General features: G+C 68.1%; 13 protein-coding genes. 11 read left to right on the forward strand and 2 right to left on the reverse strand.

What is annotated here, in order from left to right:
* Positions 1 to 37: 37 nt before the first annotated feature.
* Both AruCF_RS25850 and AruCF_RS25855 read right to left on the reverse strand, forming a co-directional pair.
* Positions 38 to 1,609, reverse strand: a complete 1,572-nt coding sequence (locus tag AruCF_RS25850; RefSeq protein WP_049071609.1) for an ABC transporter substrate-binding protein — start codon at positions 1,607 to 1,609, stop codon at positions 38 to 40.
* A gap of 239 nt (positions 1,610 to 1,848) precedes the next feature.
* Positions 1,849 to 2,343, reverse strand: a complete 495-nt coding sequence (locus AruCF_RS25855; protein ID WP_049077486.1) for a MarR family winged helix-turn-helix transcriptional regulator — start codon at positions 2,341 to 2,343, stop codon at positions 1,849 to 1,851.
* A 371-nt stretch (positions 2,344 to 2,714) separates the two neighbouring features.
* Between AruCF_RS25855 and AruCF_RS25860 the strand changes: the two genes are divergently transcribed.
* The 11 genes from AruCF_RS25860 (at position 2,715) to AruCF_RS25910 (ending at position 16,272) form a co-directional block, all read left to right on the forward strand.
* Positions 2,715 to 4,940 carry a ferredoxin family protein gene (locus AruCF_RS25860; RefSeq protein ID WP_054416545.1) on the forward strand — a complete coding sequence of 742 codons (2,226 nt, stop codon included), beginning with the start codon at positions 2,715 to 2,717 and terminating at the stop codon, positions 4,938 to 4,940.
* 11 nt (positions 4,941 to 4,951) lie between these two features.
* A complete protein-coding gene (locus tag AruCF_RS25865) occupies positions 4,952 to 6,496 on the forward strand; it encodes an indolepyruvate oxidoreductase subunit beta family protein (protein ID WP_049071607.1) in 1,545 nt (514 codons plus the stop codon).
* 22 nt (positions 6,497 to 6,518) lie between these two features.
* Complete coding sequence (locus AruCF_RS25870; RefSeq protein WP_049071606.1) at positions 6,519 to 7,496, forward strand: PDR/VanB family oxidoreductase; 978 nt, start codon at positions 6,519 to 6,521, stop codon at positions 7,494 to 7,496.
* Positions 7,497 to 7,523: 27 nt separating this feature from the next.
* Positions 7,524 to 8,837 carry an aromatic ring-hydroxylating dioxygenase subunit alpha gene (locus AruCF_RS25875; protein ID WP_049071604.1) on the forward strand — a complete coding sequence of 438 codons (1,314 nt, stop codon included), beginning with the start codon at positions 7,524 to 7,526 and terminating at the stop codon, positions 8,835 to 8,837.
* The gene (locus AruCF_RS25880) at positions 8,834 to 9,325 is read left to right on the forward strand and encodes an aromatic-ring-hydroxylating dioxygenase subunit beta (RefSeq protein WP_049071602.1); all 492 of its coding nucleotides are present in this window, start codon (positions 8,834 to 8,836) and stop codon (positions 9,323 to 9,325) included. The genes AruCF_RS25875 and AruCF_RS25880 overlap by 4 nt, the downstream gene beginning before the upstream one ends.
* Positions 9,326 to 9,334: 9 nt before the next feature.
* Positions 9,335 to 10,966: an AMP-binding protein gene (locus tag AruCF_RS25885; RefSeq protein WP_049071600.1), complete on the forward strand. Its 1,632-nt coding sequence runs from the start codon at positions 9,335 to 9,337 to the stop codon at positions 10,964 to 10,966.
* Complete coding sequence (locus AruCF_RS25890) at positions 10,963 to 12,138, forward strand: thiolase family protein (protein ID WP_049071598.1); 1,176 nt, start codon at positions 10,963 to 10,965, stop codon at positions 12,136 to 12,138. Before AruCF_RS25885 ends, AruCF_RS25890 begins: the two co-directional genes overlap by 4 nt.
* Positions 12,135 to 13,376 (forward strand): SDR family NAD(P)-dependent oxidoreductase, encoded by a 1,242-nt coding sequence (locus AruCF_RS25895; protein ID WP_049071596.1) that lies wholly within the window; start codon positions 12,135 to 12,137, stop codon positions 13,374 to 13,376. The genes AruCF_RS25890 and AruCF_RS25895 overlap by 4 nt, the downstream gene beginning before the upstream one ends.
* A gap of 31 nt (positions 13,377 to 13,407) precedes the next feature.
* Positions 13,408 to 14,193: a cyclase family protein gene (locus AruCF_RS25900; RefSeq protein WP_020925011.1), complete on the forward strand. Its 786-nt coding sequence runs from the start codon at positions 13,408 to 13,410 to the stop codon at positions 14,191 to 14,193.
* Positions 14,194 to 14,231: 38 nt separating this feature from the next.
* A complete protein-coding gene (locus AruCF_RS25905) occupies positions 14,232 to 14,960 on the forward strand; it encodes an SDR family NAD(P)-dependent oxidoreductase (protein WP_026382659.1) in 729 nt (242 codons plus the stop codon).
* A 163-nt stretch (positions 14,961 to 15,123) separates the two neighbouring features.
* On the forward strand, positions 15,124 to 16,272 hold the full coding sequence (locus AruCF_RS25910; protein ID WP_006388950.1) for an ABC transporter substrate-binding protein: 1,149 nt from the start codon (positions 15,124 to 15,126) through the stop codon (positions 16,270 to 16,272).
* The last annotated feature ends 94 nt before the right edge of the window (positions 16,273 to 16,366 follow it).

The following is a 16,366-nucleotide window of genomic DNA, read 5'->3' on the forward strand; positions in this document are numbered from 1 at the left end:
GCGGGGCTTCGCTGTCTGGTTAGCCGGAAGGGCGGGGTCAGTCGACCTTGACCCAGTCGGCAACGAGGCGGTTGTCCGCGCGGTGGATCACCGACACGTTCTTGCGCATGGCCCAGGGAATGACCTGGTCGTGCAGCGGGATGTGGCCGAATTCCTGGGCATGCACCTCCAGCACCTTGCGGATGTCGGCGTCGCGCTTGGCCGCGTCGGTTTCGGTCTTGATGCGGTCGATGATCGCATCCAGGTCCTTGTTGCTGTAGTTGCCCAGGTTGTACATGCCGTCCGCGCCCTCGCCCTTGGTGCGGATCAGGTTCTGCAGCGTGTACATGGCGTCGAACGTCGGCACGCCCCAGCCGAACAGGTAGGCGCTGGTGTCGGAGTTCTGCACCTTGGGGAAGTAGGTCGAACGCGGCATGGCGTTCATGGTCGCCTTCACGCCCACCTTGGCCCACATGCCGACCACGGCCTGGCAGATGGCTTCGTCGTTGATGTAGCGGTTGTTGGGACAGTCCAGCGTGAAGTTCAGCGTGCCGTCATAGCCGGCGTCCTTGAGCAGCGCGCGGGCCTTCTCGGGATCGTAGGGCACCCGCTTGTGCAGCGACTCGGCCCAGCCGTGGACCTGCGGCGCGATCATGGTGCCGGTCGGCGCCGACAGGCCGCGCATCACCGCGCGCTTGATGGCGTCGACGTCGATGGCGCGGTACAGCGCCTCGCGCACGCGGATATCCTGGAACGGGTTCTTGCCCTTGATGTTGGAATACTGCAGCTCGGGACGCTTCTGGTCCAGGCCGAGGTAGATGGTGCGGTACTCGTTGCCCTCGACCACCTTGGCCGACTGGCGCAGGCGGTCCAGATCCTGAGCGGCCGGATCGAGCACGAAGTCGATCTCGCCGGACAGCAGCGCGGCGGTGCGGGTGGCGTTCTGCTTGATCGGCGTGAACACCACTTCGGTCACGTTGCCGACCTTGCCGGCCTTGTTCCACCAGTCCTTGTTCTCTTCGAACACGGTGCGCACGTCGACTTCGCGCGACTTCAGCTTGTACGGGCCGGTGCCGTTGGTGTTGCGCGCGCCGAAGGTTTCTTCCTTGTTGACGAAGTCCTGCGGCTTGGCGATGTTGTTCTTCTCCGACCAGGCCTTGTTCATGATGAACACGTTGGGCAGCTGGCGCAGCAGCACCGGGTTGGGCGCCGTGGTCTCGATCTCGACCGTCAGGTCGTCGATCTTGCGCGCTTCCTTGATGCCGGTGGTGTAGGCCTTGTAGTTCGAAGTGGGCGCCATGGCGCGATGCACCGAGAACACCACGTCGTCGGCCGTGAAGGCGGCGCCGTCGTGGAACTTGACGCCGGGGCGCAGCTTGAAGCGGTACAGCGTGGGCGAAACCTGCTCCCACTCGGTCGCCAGGCGCGGCACCACCTTGAAGTCCTTGTCGTAGTCCACCAGCGGTTCATAGACGTAGCTGTTGGCGGCAATCGTCATGCCTTCGTTCTGCGAGTGCGGATCGAAGGTGAGGATGTCGCCCTGGGCGGCCCAACGGAAGGTCTTGGCCTGCCCGATCGAGGGCACGGCCACGGCGGCGGCGATCGCGATGGCAATCAAAGTGCGGCGCATAGGTTCAACTCCTGACTGTAGTCTGAATACCGGCGCGATATTGCCTAGGCCCAAGACCCGCGTCAATTAAGGGTTTATGCGTACCGGAGGGGGTTTTCAGAGGGAGAACATATTTAGGGACGTATAAAAATATGACAAAAAAATCGCTGGCCCGGTATGTAAACAGCGTTCGGTCGGCCCATCCCATCCCGACAGGCCAGATCGGGGGCTTGTTTGCCGGCCCGCCCGCGCGCACCGCCCTATTCGTCGGCGTCCAGCGGCAGGTCGAGCGGCACGTGCTCGGCCATCAGGCGGCGCAGCATGTCAATCAGCAGGGCCGCCTGATCCTCGCCGAACGGCGCCAGCACCGCCTTCTGGTGCTGCATGGCCTGCTCGCATAGCGCGGCGATCAGATGGCGGCCCTTGGTGGTGATGACCACGCGCGTCTGGCGGCGGTCGGCGCGCACTTCGGTGCGCGTCACCAGCCCTTCGGTTTCCATGCGCTGCACCACCTTGCTCAAGGTCGGTTGCTTGGTGATCGCCAGCACCGCCAGGTCGCCGATGGTTTCGCCAGCGCTGCCTTCCAGGCTGGCCAGCACCCGCCATTCGGTCACCGACAGGCCAGCCGCTTTCACCTGCTGATGGAACTCCGCCGAGATGCGCTGGCTGGCCTGTGCCAGCAGGTAGGCCAGGTAGTCATCGACGAACCGCGCACCGCCGTCCCGGGTACCGCCGCCGTGCTTGTCCGACCGCATGTTGTTCCGCTCCCACGCATCAATATTGAATAGGCGACCCGAGGCCGGCAGGCGCATTGCACCACGATGGCGCGCGGTGGCGCCATGACGCGGCGCAATGCTGTTGCGCAGCACAGGGTATACCCCGAATCGCAACCCGTTTTTGCACCATCAAAGCGCGTTTTCACGAGCACTCGGATAGAGAACAACCAGTATATACACCCTTGTTTTCGCGTGATATTTTTTTGATTCCATGAAATTTCATCTTTTTTGTTGACAGCTAAAACGTTGACTCCTAAAGTATTTTTCAGAGCGAAATTTCGTGACATGGGCGTGCTGCGCAGCAGCATGGCTTCGGGACCCGGATGCCGGTCCGCGTGGAGGAGTTCGAGATGGCTGAAAGGTCTTTCAAGAAAGAAGTCCAGCAGTTGCGCATCGGCGCGGGCGAGGAGTTCCGCGGCGAGGGGATTCTCGCGGTCACCAAGGCGCTGCTGCAGTCCGGCGTGGGCTATGTCGCGGGCTACCAGGGCTCGCCCATCTCGCACCTGATGGACGTGCTGGCCGACGCCAACGATATCCTGCAGGAACTCGGCGTGCACTTCGAGGCCAGCGCCTCGGAAGCCACCGCCGCCGCCACGCTGGCCGCCTCGGTCATGTACCCGATCCGCGGCGCGGTCACCTGGAAATCCACCGTCGGCACCAACGTCGCCTCCGACGCGCTGGCCAACCTGGCCTCGGGCGGCGTCACCGGCGGCTCGCTCATCATCGTCGGCGAAGACTACGGCGAAGGCTCGTCCATCATGCAGGAACGCTCGCACGCGTTCGCCATGAAATCGCAGATCTGGCTGCTCGATCCGCGCCCTAACCTGGAAAGCATGGTCAAGGCGGTGGAAGACGGCTTCGCGCTGTCGGAGGCCAGCAAGACGCCAGTGATGCTGCAACTGCGCATCCGCGGCTGCCACGTGCACGGCCGCTTCATTGCCAAGGACAACCAGCGGCCGGCGTTCTCGCTGGCCCAGGCGCTGGAAAGCCCGGCGCGCGACACCAGCCGCATCGTGCTGCCGCCGGCCTCGTTCCTGCACGAGCAGGAAAAGATCAAGGAACGCTGGCCCGCCGCCATCCGCTATATCAAGGAGCACAAGCTCAACGAGCACTTCGACGGCGACCAGGACGACATCGGCCTGATCCTGCAGGGCGGCCTGTACAACGGCGTGATCCGCGCCCTGCAACTGCTGGGCCTGGCCGACAACTTCGGCAACAGCCGCATCCCGCTGTATGTGATGAACGTGGCCTACCCCGTGATCGAGGACGAGGTCATCGACTTCTGCCGCGGCAAGCGCGCCGTGCTGCTGCTGGAGGAAGGCCAGCCCGACTACCTGGAACAGGCCCTGCACGCGGTGCTGCGCAAGGCCGGCGTCGATACGAAGCTGTCCGGCAAGGACGTGCTGCCGATGGCGGGCGAATACACCACCCAGGTGATGCGCGACGGCCTGCGCGAATTCCTCAAGCGCGAACGCCCCGAATCGCTGCAGACCCATCCGGCCGTGGCCGCCGACGCCGGCGCCGCCGAGCCCGCGCTGCAGGTCACCGAGATCACCCGGCCCAAGCCCGCGCCGCGTCCGGCCGAACAGCCCATCACCTTCCACAAGCACGTCGCGGAACTGGCCGCGGTGGTGCCGCCGCGCCCGGCCGGCTTCTGTACCGGCTGTCCGGAGCGGCCGATCTTCTCGGCCCTGACGCTGGCGCAGGAAAAGCTGGGCCAGCACCATATCTCCTGCGACATCGGCTGCCACCTGTTCTCGATTCTGCCGCCGTTCAACCTGGGCGCGACCACCATGGGCTACGGCCTGGGCGCGTCCAGCGCCGCGGCCTTCAACGTGCCCGCGGCCAAGCGGCCCATCTCGATCATGGGCGACGGCGGCTTCTGGCACAACGGCCTGGCCTCGGGCATCGGCAACGCGGTGTTCAACAAGTACGACGGCGTCATCGTCATCGTCGACAACTTCTATGCCTCGGCCACCGGCGGGCAGGACATCCTGTCCTCGCGCGCCGAGAATCCGGACCGCTCCACCAACAATCCCATCGACCAGGCCGTGCGCGGCGTGGGCGTGAAGTGGGTGCGCACGCTGGACCGCACCTATGACGTGGCCAAGGTGCGCGCCACCATCGAGGAAGCGCTGACCACCGACATCAAGGGTCCCAAGGTCATCATCGCCCAGTCGGAATGCATGCTGAACAAGCAGCGCCGCATCAAGCCGCTGTTCAACCAGGCGGTCAAGGCCGGCAAGCGCGTGGTCAAGGAACGCTTCGGCGTCGACCCCGACGTCTGTACCGGCGACCATGCCTGTATCCGGCTGTCCGGCTGCCCGTCGCTGACGGTCAAGGACAGCGGCGATCCCCTCAAGGAAGATCCGGTCGCCCACGTCGAGAGCAGTTGCGTCGGCTGCGGCAACTGCGGCGAAGTGGCGCACGCCGCCGTGCTGTGCCCGTCCTTCTACCGCGCCGACATCGTCCATAACCCCAGCGGCCGCGACCGTTTCCTGGCGCGCCTGCGCCAGGGCGTGATCGGCTACCTGCAGCGCCGCCGCGAAGCGCGCCTGGCCAAATTCGCCCTGTGAGGACCCGCCCCATGAACCCGGTGGCATTGCAGCAAGGCACTCCCATCAAGATCGCCATCCTGGCCATGGGCGGCCAGGGCGGCGGCGTGCTGGCCGACTGGATCGTCGACATGGCCGAGCACGCCGGCTGGTGGGCCCAGACCACCTCGGTGCCGGGCGTGGCGCAGCGCACCGGCGCCACCATCTATTACCTGGAACTGCTGCCCGAATCCGACGTGACGCGCGCCGGACGCCCGCCCGCGCTGGCGCTGATGCCCACGCCGGGCGACGTCGATCTGGTGGTGGCGGCCGAACTGATGGAAGGCGGCCGCGCCATCCAGCGCGGGCTGGTGACGCCCGACCGCAGCGTGCTGATCGCCTCGTCGCACCGCAGCTACGCGGTCAGCGAGAAATCGGCGCCGGGCAACGGCATCGCCGATCCCAACAAGGTGCTTGAGGCCGGCCGCGCCGCGGCCCGCCGCTTCCTCTGCTTCGACCTGCAGGACCTGGCAGACCGCGCCGGCAGCGTCATCAGCGCCAGCCTGTTCGGCGCCGTGGCCGGCAGCGGCGCGCTGCCGTTCTCGCGCGACGACTTCGAGGCCACGGTGCGGCGCGCCGGCGTCGGCGTGGACGCCAGCCTGCGCGCCTTCGCGCTCGGCTTCGAGGCCGCCGACCAGGCGCCCGCGCAGCCGGCCGCGATCGACCTGACCCGGCCACAGCCGGTCGTGCCCGAACGCGCCGCCAGCCCGGCGGCGCAGGCGCTGCTGGACCGCATCACGCGCGATTTCCCCGCCTGTGCGCAGCCGATGTTGACGGCCGGCGCGCGCCGCCAGATCGAGTTCCAGGACCTGGCCTATGCCGAGGACTACCTGGCCCGCATGGCCGCGATCCGCGAACTCGACGCGCGCCACGGCGGCGAATCGAAGCAATGGGCGCTGACCTGTGCCGCCGCGCGCTACCTGGCCACCGCCATGGCCTATGACGACGTGATCCGCGTGGCCGACCTGAAGACGCGCGGCAGCCGCTTCGAGCGGGTGCGCGCCGAGGTCGGCGCCAAGCCGGACCAGTTGGTCTACACCACCGAATTCATGCATCCGCGGCTGGAGGAAATCTGCGGCACGCTGCCGGCCGGGCTGGGCCGCTGGCTCGAACGGTCGAAGGCCTTCGGCGGTTTCGTCGAACGCCGCCTGGGCAAGGGACGCCGCATGCAGAGCGGCACGCTGGGCGGCTTCCTGATGCTGTACACGCTGGCCGGCATGCGGCGTTTCCGCCGCCGCACGCTGCGCCACCAGATCGAATCCGAGGGCCTGACCCAATGGCTCGACCTGATCGCCAGCCTGGCGCCGCGCGACTACGACCTGGCGGTCGAGACCGTTAACTGCCGCCGCCTGGTCAAGGGCTACAGCGACACCCACGCGCGCGGCGGCGGCAAGTACCGTCAACTGATCGCGGCCGCCGCCCAACTGGCGGGCCGGCCCGATGCGGCGGCTTCGCTGCGCGCCTTGCGCCAGGCCGCGCTGGCCGACGAGAAATGCGGCCCCATGGAACGCCAACTGGCCGAGAAACTGGCCGCCTGACATCGAGATAGAGACGAACGCCGTGCAAACCCTGAAACTCATCGTCCGTGAAGTCCGCCAGGAATCGCCGCTGATCCGCTCGCTGCGCCTGGCACGCGAAGACGGCGGCGCCCTGCCCGCCTTCGGCCCCGGCGCCCACCTGAAGGTCAGCGTGCCGGGCCTGCGCGAACCGCGCTGCTACTCGCTGGTGCAACTGACGCCGGAAGCCGGCCGCTTCGCCGAACCCGTCGAATACCGCCTGGGAGTGCGACTGGAAGAAGCCAGCGCGGGCGGCTCGCGCCACATGCACGGTCTGGCGGTGGGCGACACGCTCAGCGTCGAAGGACCGAAGAACGATTTCCCGCTGCACGAGGGTCCGGCTGGCGACGAACCGGTGGTGCTGATCGCCGGCGGCATCGGCATCACGCCGGTGGCGTCGATGGCGGCGGCGCTCAAGTCCGCCGGCCGCGCCTTCGAACTGCACTACAGCGGCCGCAGCCGAGACCAGCTGGCGTTCCTGCCGGAACTGCAAGCGCTGGCCGGCGACGCGCTGGTGCCCCATGCCGACGACGACGCTTCCTGCCGCTTCGACCTGAAGGCGTTGCTGGACGCCGCCAACCCGCGCCAGCACCTGTACGTCTGCGGCCCCAAGGGCCTGATCGACGCCGTCATCCAGGAAGCGCGCGCCCGCCACTGGCCCGACGCCCACATCCATTTCGAGCTGTTCGCGACCGCCGCGCCGCAGGCGGGCGACCAGCCCTTCGAGGTCGAGCTGCGCCAGTCCGGCCGGGTGCTGACGATTCCCGCCGACAAGACCATCGTCGACGTCATGGAAGAAGAAGGCTGCGACCCGATGTACGACTGCAAGCGCGGCGAATGCGGCGTGTGCCAGGCCACCGTGCTGGAGGGCGAGCCGGACCACCGCGACTACTACCTGTCGGATACCGAGAAAGCCAGCGGCAAGATCATCCAGATCTGCATCTCCCGCGCCAAGTCGGCGCGCCTGGTGCTGGACCTGTAGGGCCGGGCGCGACAAGAGGAGACTCCCATGGCCAAATACCGCGACAACCCCGACGCCATCCGCGCCCTGCTGCGCGAGACCGAGGTGCACAAGGACCTGTTCATCGACGACGAACTGTTCGACCTGGAGATGGAACGGCTATACGCCAACACCTGGGTCTACGTCGGCCACGACAGCCAGGTGCCCAACCCCGGCGACTACATCACCACCACCGTCGGCAACCAGCCGGTGGTGATGGTGCGCCACAGCGACCGTTCGGTGCGCGTGCTGCACAACCGCTGCCCGCACAAGGGCACCATGGTGGCGGGCGACGCCTGTGGCAACACCGGCAAGTTCTTCCGCTGCCCGTACCACGCCTGGACCTTCAAGACCGACGGCAGCCTGCTGTCGATCCCGCTGAAAAAAGGCTATGAGAACACCGGCCTGGAGCAGTGCGAGGCCAGCCAGGGCATGGCGGCGGTGAAAGACGTGCGCAACCATCGCGGCTTCGTGTTCTGCCGCCTGAACCCGAACGGCCAGTCGTTCGAGGACTTCTTCGGCGACGCGCTGTCGACGCTGGACAACATGGTCGACCGCTCGCCCGAAGGCCGGCTGGAAGTGGCCGGCGGCGTGCTGCGCTACATGCACCGCTGCAACTGGAAGATGCTGGTCGACAACCAGACCGACACCTGCCACCCGATGGTGGCGCACGAGTCGTCGGCCGGCACCGCGGTCAAGGTCTGGGAACAGGCCCCGGCCGGCACGCCCAAGCCGATGGCGGTGGAACTGTTCGCGCCATTCATCTCGCCCTACGAGTTTTTCGAGAACATGGGCATCCGCGTCTGGGAAAACGGCCACGGCCACACCGGCGTGTCCGATTCGATCCACGCCGCCTATTCGGGCATTCCGGGTTACTGGGAATCCATGGTCGCCGCCTACGGCGAGGAGCGCGCCCGCCGGATCCTGGGCGACGTGCGCCACAACACCGTGTACTTCCCCAACATCATGGTCAAGGGCCCGATCCAGACCCTGCGCGTGTTCAAGCCGATCGCCGCCGACCGCACCCTGGTGGAGTCGTGGACCTTCCGCCTGGTCGGCGCGCCCGACCTGCTGCTGGAACGCACCCTCATGTACAACCGCCTGATCAACGCGCCCACCTCGGTGGTCGGCCACGACGACCTGGAGATGTACGAGCGCGCGCAGGATGGCCTGCAATCGCGCGCCCGCGACTGGGTCAACGTCGGCCGCCTGTACGACCCCGCCGAAATCGGCCAGAAGAACGTCACCACCAACGGCACCAACGAATGGCAGATGCGCAACCAGTACCGCGCATGGGGCCGCTACATGACGGAGCAGGCATGAGCTTGAGCGACCGCGACCTGATCGATTTCGTCTACGCCGAGGCGCGCCTGCTCGACGAGCTGCGCTTCGAGGACTGGCTGGATCTGTACACCGAGGACGGCCACTACTGGATGCCGCTGGCCCACGGCCAGACCGACGCCCGCCTGCACGCCTCGCTCATGTACGAGGACAAGCTGCTGCTGCGCGTGCGCGTGGAGCGCCTGGCCGGCCAGCGCACCTTCTCGCAGCAGCCCAAGAGCCGCTGCCATCATCTGCTACAGGCGCCCACGGTCGAACACGACCATCCCGATTCGGCGCCGGACCAGGGCCGCCACGTGGTGCGCACCGCCTTCCATTACGTCGAGACGCGGCAGGACGCGCAGACGCTGTACGCCGGCTGGGCCACGCATCACCTGGTCGAGCAGGACGGCGCGCTGCGTATCCGCCTCAAGCGCGTCGACCTGGTGAACTGCGACGCCGCGTTCGGCAACATCCAATTGTTCATGTAGGAGCGGCTTGTGAGCCCCACCGTCCACCAGGCTTTCCTGGACACCGCGGCCCGGCATGGCGCCCGGCCCTTCCTGTGCATCCTGCCGGAAACCGCCGACATCTACGGCATCGGCGCCGGCGAGCTGACCTACGCCCAGGCCGCCGCCGCCATCGAGACGCTGCGCGCGGCCTACGCCCGCGCCGGCTACGGCCACGGCCACCGCGCCGGCCTGCTGCTGGAAAACCGGCCGGCCTTCTTCCTGCACTGGTTCGCGCTGAACGCGCTGGGCGTGTCGGTGGTGCCGATCAACCCCGACCTGCGCGCGGCCGAACTGGAGTACCTGACCGGCCATTCCGAAATCGCGCTGGCGGTGGCACTGCCCGAGCGCCACGCCGACCTGCTGGCCGCCGCCGAGCGCGCCGGCCGGCCGCTGCGCGTGATGGGGCCGGACGACGCCCCGCCCGCCGCGCCCTTCCCCGCGCCGCTGGCGGGCGCGCCCGACGAACTGACCGAGTGCGCGCTGCTGTACACGTCCGGCACGACCGGCCGTCCCAAGGGCTGCATCCTGCCGAACCGCTATTTCCTGCACGCGGGCGGCTGGTACGCCCGCATCGGCGGCCTGGCCGCGCTGCGCCCCGGCGAGGAACGCATGCTGACGCCGCTGCCGCTGGTGCACATGAACGCCATGGCCTATTCCGCCATGGCCATGGTGCTGACCGGCGGCTGCCTGATTCCGCTGGACCGCTTCCATCCCAAGACCTGGTGGGACAGCGTGCGCGAATCCGGCGCCACCGTGCTGCACTACCTGGGCGTGATGCCGGCGATCCTGATGAAGGCCGAGCCGTCGGCGCGGGACAGGCAGCCAGCCATCCGATTCGGTTTCGGCGCGGGCGTCGACCGCAAGCTGCACCAGCCCTTCGAGGAACGCTTCGGTTTTCCGCTGCTGGAAGCCTGGGCCATGACCGAAACGGGCGCCGGGGCCGTCATCATCGCCAACCAGGAGCCGCGCCACATCGGCAGCAGCTGCTTCGGCCGCGAAGAGGACGACGTAGAGGTGCGCATCGTCGCCGACCACGGCGGCGAGGCCGCGGCCGGCGAGCCGGGCGAGCTGCTGGTGCGCCATGCCGGCGATGACCCGCGCTACGGCTTCTTCGCCGGCTACCTGAAGGACGCCGAGGCCACTTCGCAGGCCTGGGAGGACGGCTGGTTCCACACCGGCGACATCGTGCGCCGCGAGGCCGACGGCGCGCTGCGCTTCGTCGACCGCAAGAAGAACGTGATCCGCCGCAGCGGCGAGAACATCTCCGCCGTGGAAGTCGAAAGCGTGCTGCTGCAGCATCCGCTGGTCAAGGCCGTGGCGGTGGCCGCCGTGCCCGACCCGGTGCGCGGCGACGAGGTGCTGGCCTGCGTGGTGGCGGAAACCGCGCCCGCCGACGCCGCCGCCCGCGCCGACGCGGCCCGCGACATCGTGCAGTGGAGCCTGCAACAACTGGCCTATTACAAGGCGCCCGGCTACGTCGCCTTCGTCGACAGCCTGCCGCTCACTACCACCAACAAGATCCAGCGCGGCGAAATGAAGGCGCTGGCGCCGACCCTGCCGGGCACGGCCAGCTGCGTCGACACCACCGCCATGAAGAAGCGCCAGGAGCCCGCCCGATGAGCCCGCCGCGCGCCCGCTACGACGGCGTGGTGGCGGCCCTGCCCGTCAGCATTCCGTATGAGCGCTATTCCACCCATGCCGCGCATTGGTGGCTGGGCCGCGCGCTGGGCGCGCTGATCCGCCAGGCCGGCATCGCCAAGACCGACGTCGACGGCCTGTGCGTGTCCAGCTTCACGCTGGCGCCGGACACCGCCGTGGGCCTGACGCAGCACCTGGGCATGAGCCCGCGCTGGCTCGACCACATCCCCATGGGCGGCGCCAGCGGCGTCGCCGCGCTGCGCCGCGCCGCGCGCGCGGTGCAGGCGGGCGACGCCGGCATCGTCGCCTGCATCGCGGGCGACACCAACCAGGTCGACTCGTTCCGCAACACCGTCAGCCAGTTCTCGCGCTTCGCCCAGGACGCCGTCTATCCCTATGGCGCGGGCGGCCCCAACGCCAGCTTCGCGCTGCTGACCGCGCACTACATGCGCGGCACCGGCGCCACCCGCGAGGACTTCGGCAAGGTCTGCGTGGCGCAGCGCGACAACGCGCTGCGCTATCCGCACGCGCTGATGAAGAAGCCGCTGACGCTCAAGCAATACCTGGACGCGCGCGTCATCACCGACCCGATCCACCTGTTCGACTGCGTCATGCCCTGCGCTGGCGCCGACGGCTTCCTGGTGATGAGCGAAGACCGGGCGCGGGCGCTGAACCTGCCCTACGCCCGCATCCTGTCCACCATCGAGCGCCACAACGCCTGGATCGAGGACCCGATCCAGACCCGCGGCGGCTGGACCATGGACATCGACGAACTCTACGGCATGGCGGACGCGGCGCCGGCCGACATGGACTTCCTGCAGGCCTACGACGACTACCCCGTCATCAACCTGATGCAGATGGAAGACCTGGGCTTCTGCGCCAAGGGCGAAGCGCCGCAATTCGTGCGCGCCAACACCTTCACCATCGACGGCAGCTTCCCCTTCAACACCAACGGCGGCCAGTTGTCGGTGGGCCAGGCCGGCGCCGCCGGCGGCTACCTCGGCATGGTCGAGGCGCTGCGCCAGTTGACCGGCACGGCCGGCGGCACGCAGGTGGCCGACGCGCGCCTGGGCCTGGTCAGCGGCTTCGGCATGATCAACTACGACCGCGGGCTGTGCACCGCCGCGGCCATCCTGGCCAGGAGCGACGCATGACCGAGCCGCTAGCCAAGCCGCCGCGCAAGAACCCCGTGGCGCGCACGCGCCAGCCGACCCTGCCGCCGGGCGCCCGCAGCCGCGCCGCCCTGGGCCTGACGGCCGCGGCCGCCGAAGGCCGTTTCGAACTCCAGACGTGCGCCGATTGCGGCGCGGTGCAGTACCCGCCGCGCGAGGTCTGCGGCCATTGCCTGTCGGAACGCCTGCCGTGGCGGCCGGTGGATCCCAGCGGCGTGCTGCTGGTCAGCACCACGCTGCATCACAGCAACGACCTCTATTTCCGTGAACGCCTGCCGTGGCGGGTGGGCACGGTGCGCATGGACGCCGGCCCGTCGGTCGTGGCGCACGTGCACCAGGATTGCGCCGACGGCGCCCGCGTGCGGCTGGCGCTCAAGCTCGACCGCAGCGGCCAGGCCGTGATGATCGCCCTGCCCGAAAGGAATACGCCCCATATGGAAGACGACAAGACCCTGCGCGAGACCTCGTGCGATCCGAAATTCCGCCGGGCGCTGGTCACCGACGGCAAGTCGGCGGTGGGCCAGGCGGTGGCGCGCGCCCTGCTCGACGCCGGCTGCCCGACCGTGTTCCTGGGCGATCCGCAGGCCTGGCGCCGCGACGCCGGCTTCGACGCGCTGGCGGCCGATCCACGGGTGCAGGCGCTGGCGCTGGACGTGACCGACAGCGACTCGGTCGAACGCGCCGCCGCATCGATCGGCGGCAAGGTCGAGATCCTGGTCAACACCGCCGACCTGGAACGCGAAGGCGGCCTGCTCGGCCGCAAGGACGTCAACACCGCGCGCGACGCCCTGGACGTCAATGTGCTGGGCCTGATGCGGCTGGCGCAGGGTTTCGGGCCAGCGCTGTGCGGCCGCGCCGCCGACGGCGTCAACAACGCCACGGCCTGGGTCAACGTGCTGTCGATCTACGCCCACGTCAACCTGCCGGCGCGCGGCATGTGGTCGGCCTCCAAGGCCGCCGCGCTGTCGCTGGCGCAATGCCTGCGCGCCGAAATGCGGCCGGCCGGCGTGCGCGTGGTGAACGTGTTCCCCGGCCCGGTCGACCACGAATGGGAGCAGCGCACGCCGCCCCCGCGCGTGGCGCCCACGGCCATCGCGAGCGCCATCGTGCGCGCGCTGAAGGATGGCGTCGAGGACGTGTACGTCGGCGACGTGGCCCAGGAATTCCGCGCGCGGCTGGCGGAGAACCCCAAGGGACTGGAACGGGAACTGGGCGCCTGACGCCCCGACACGAAAACCAAAGGAGCAACAGATGAGCCAACCCATACTTGCCCAATTCATGACCGAACTGGTGTCGGGCCGCATCCGCCTGGTGGACCTGACCGAGACGCTGACGCCCGAATTTCCCACCATCGTGCTGCCGCCGGAGTTCGGCCAGGCCTGGCCGTTCCGTATCGAGGAGATCTCGCGCTATGACGAGCGCGGCCCCGCTTGGTATTGGAACAATTTCTCGTGCTCCGAGCACACCGGCACCCACTTCGATGCGCCGGTGCACTGGGTCACCGGCAAGGACCAACCCGACAACACCGTCGACACCATCCCGGTCGAGGCCTTCATCGCCGGCGCCTGCGTCATCGACTGTTCGGCCGAGGCGCGCGACAACCCGGACTTCCTGCTGACCATCGACTTCGTCAAGAAGTGGGAGGAACAGCATGGCCGCATCCCGGCCCGTTCCTGGGTGCTGATGCGCACCGACTGGTCCAAGCGCGCCAAGCCGGCCGAATACCTGAACATGCAGGAAGACGGCGCCCATTCGCCCGGCCCCGACGCCGAGGTGGTGCCGTGGTTGATCAAGGAACGCGACGTGCACGGCTTCGGCACCGAATCGGTGGGCACCGACGCCGGTCAGGCCCATCACCTGAATCCGCCCTACCCCTGCCACTACTTCATGCACGGCAACAACCGCTACGGCCTGCAGTGCCTGACCAACCTGGACCAGCTGCCGCCCACCGGCGCGGTGATTTTCTCGGCGCCGCTCAAGATCCGCAGCGGCTCGGGCAGCCCGCTGCGGGTGCTGGCGCTGGCGCCGCGCGCCTGAGCGGCCGTCAAGAACAACAGAACACAGGGGGATTCACCATGACGCAAACCAACGTCGCCATCGTCACCGGCGGCAGCGCCGGCATCGGCGCCGAAATCTGCCGCAGCATGCTCGACGCGGGCTACGAGGTGATCTCGATGGCGCGCCGCGCCGCCGACTTCAGCCATCCGCGCCTGCACAACGTGCAGGTGGACCTGCTGGACGCCGACGCCACGGCCCAGGCCGGCGCCGAGATCGCCGCGCGCTTTCCGGTCAGCCATGTCATCCACAACGCCGGCGTCATCTGGCCCAACCTGCTGCCGCAGGTGACCCAGGAGGAACTGCACGGCCTGACCCAGATCCACCTGGGCGCGGCCATCAGCCTGGTGCAGGCGGCCCTGCCCGGCATGCAGGAGCGCCATTTCGGCCGCATCGTCATGATGTCCTCGCGCGGCGCGCTGGGCCTGCCCACCCGCACCGCTTATTCCGCCACCAAGGCCGGCATGGTCGGCATGGCGCGCACCTGGTCGCTGGAACTGGCCCCCTTTGGCATCACCGTCAACGTGGTGGCGCCCGGCCCGATCCAGACCGACATGTTCTACGAAGTGATCGAACCCGGCAGCGAACGCGAAAAGCAACTGGCCAACGGCATCCCGGTCAAGCGCCTGGGACGCTCGGACGACGTGGCGCGGGCGGTGATGTTCTTCGCCGACCCGGCCAACAGCTTCGTCACCGGCCAGACGCTGTTCGTCTGCGGCGGCGCCAGCGTCAGTTCCATCACCATCTGACCGGCGTCCCACGCATCCGCTTCGGGTTTTGACGGATAGGTAAGCACGCAGACCGCGTCTACAGTGCAGTGCCAGAAAGTTGAAGCCAAAAGCAATTTTCGCGGTATCCGTTTTCTCCGTTTTCCAGCCGCACCCACTCTGCCCCCTATCCGGAGGTTTTGCCATGCTGTCGAAGAAACTCCCCCTGGCCGCCGCCGTGCTGGCCACGCTGGTCTCCCTGCCCGTCCTGGCCCAGGTCAAGGTCGGCGTGGTCACCTCGTCCACCGGCCCCACCGCGCTGGTCGGCATTCCGCAAAAGAACACCGTGCCGCTGCTGCCCAAGAAGATCGGCGACCTGACCGTGGAATACATCTCGCTGGACGACGCCAGCGATTCCACCAACTCGGTCACGGCCTTCAAGAAGCTCATCACCGAACAGAACGTGGACGCCCTGATCGGGCCGTCGGGCTCGCCCAACGCCATGGGCGTGATCCAGTTCGCCGCCGAGGCCGGCGTGCCGATGCTGGCGCCGGTGGGCACCGCCGCCGTGGTGCTGCCGATGAACGAGCAGAAGAAGTGGGTCTTCAAGACCACCCAGAACGACGACATCATCGCCCGCGCGCTGGTCGACCACATGGCCAAGACCGGCATCAAGACGGTCGGCTTCATCGGGCTGAACGATCCCTATGGCGAGAACTGGTACAAGGTGTTCTCCGGCCTGGCGGCCGAGAAGGGCATCAAGATCACCGCCAATGAACGCTACCTGCGCTTTGACAGCTCGGTCACCGGCCAGGCCCTGAAGATCCTGGCGGCCAAGCCCGACGCCGTGCTGGTGGCCGCTCCCGGCGCCGCCAGCGTGCTGCCGCAGACGACGCTGTTCGACCAGGGCTACAAGGGCAAGTTCTACCAGACCCACGGCGCCGCGCTGCCCGACTTTCTCAAGCTCGGCGGCAAGAAGGTCGAAGGCACCGTGCTGGCCGCCAGCCTGATGCTGGTGCTGCCGGAAATGCCCGACAGCAACCCGTCCAAGAAGGTCGCCAGCGACTACATCGCCGCCTACGAAAAACTCAACGGTTCCAAGCCCGCCACCTTCGGCGCCAACGTCTACGACGCCGGCCTGCTGCTGGAAAAGGCCATCCCGCTGGCCGAGAAGGCCGGCAAGCCGGGCACCAAGGAGTTCCGCAGCGCGCTGCGCGACGCGCTGGAGCAGACCCGCGAACTGGTCGGCACCCAGGGCGTCTACAACATGAGCGCCGCCGACCACAGCGGCTTCGACGACCGCGGCCGCGAACTCATCACGGTGAAGGACGGCAACTGGACGCTGGTGAAGTAAACCGAAATAGCCCCGCCCCCCGAAGCGCTGCGCGCCTCCCCCCAGGGGGCATGCCTGCGGACCGGCAGAGCCGGCTCCGCGGCATCCCGATGGG

This window comes from Achromobacter ruhlandii, from assembly GCF_002082135.1.
In the GTDB taxonomy this organism is placed as follows: Bacteria; Pseudomonadota; Gammaproteobacteria; order Burkholderiales; family Burkholderiaceae_B; genus Achromobacter; species Achromobacter ruhlandii.

What these genes read in the sequence shown, in the direction of transcription:
- AruCF_RS25910 (WP_006388950.1), top strand. Translation starts at nt 15,124, where the DNA reads ATGCTGTCGAAGAAACTCCCCCTGGCCGCCGCCGTGCTGGCCACGCTG.
- AruCF_RS25875 (WP_049071604.1), top strand. Translation starts at nt 7,524, where the DNA reads ATGGCCAAATACCGCGACAACCCCGACGCCATCCGCGCCCTGCTGCGC.
- AruCF_RS25880 (WP_049071602.1), top strand. Translation starts at nt 8,834, where the DNA reads ATGAGCTTGAGCGACCGCGACCTGATCGATTTCGTCTACGCCGAGGCG.
- AruCF_RS25890 (WP_049071598.1), top strand. Translation starts at nt 10,963, where the DNA reads ATGAGCCCGCCGCGCGCCCGCTACGACGGCGTGGTGGCGGCCCTGCCC.
- AruCF_RS25905 (WP_026382659.1), top strand. Translation starts at nt 14,232, where the DNA reads ATGACGCAAACCAACGTCGCCATCGTCACCGGCGGCAGCGCCGGCATC.
- AruCF_RS25860 (WP_054416545.1), top strand. Translation starts at nt 2,715, where the DNA reads ATGGCTGAAAGGTCTTTCAAGAAAGAAGTCCAGCAGTTGCGCATCGGC.
- AruCF_RS25855 (WP_049077486.1), bottom strand. Translation starts at nt 2,343, where the DNA reads ATGCGGTCGGACAAGCACGGCGGCGGTACCCGGGACGGCGGTGCGCGG.
- AruCF_RS25865 (WP_049071607.1), top strand. Translation starts at nt 4,952, where the DNA reads ATGAACCCGGTGGCATTGCAGCAAGGCACTCCCATCAAGATCGCCATC.
- AruCF_RS25850 (WP_049071609.1), bottom strand. Translation starts at nt 1,609, where the DNA reads ATGCGCCGCACTTTGATTGCCATCGCGATCGCCGCCGCCGTGGCCGTG.
- AruCF_RS25900 (WP_020925011.1), top strand. Translation starts at nt 13,408, where the DNA reads ATGAGCCAACCCATACTTGCCCAATTCATGACCGAACTGGTGTCGGGC.
- AruCF_RS25895 (WP_049071596.1), top strand. Translation starts at nt 12,135, where the DNA reads ATGACCGAGCCGCTAGCCAAGCCGCCGCGCAAGAACCCCGTGGCGCGC.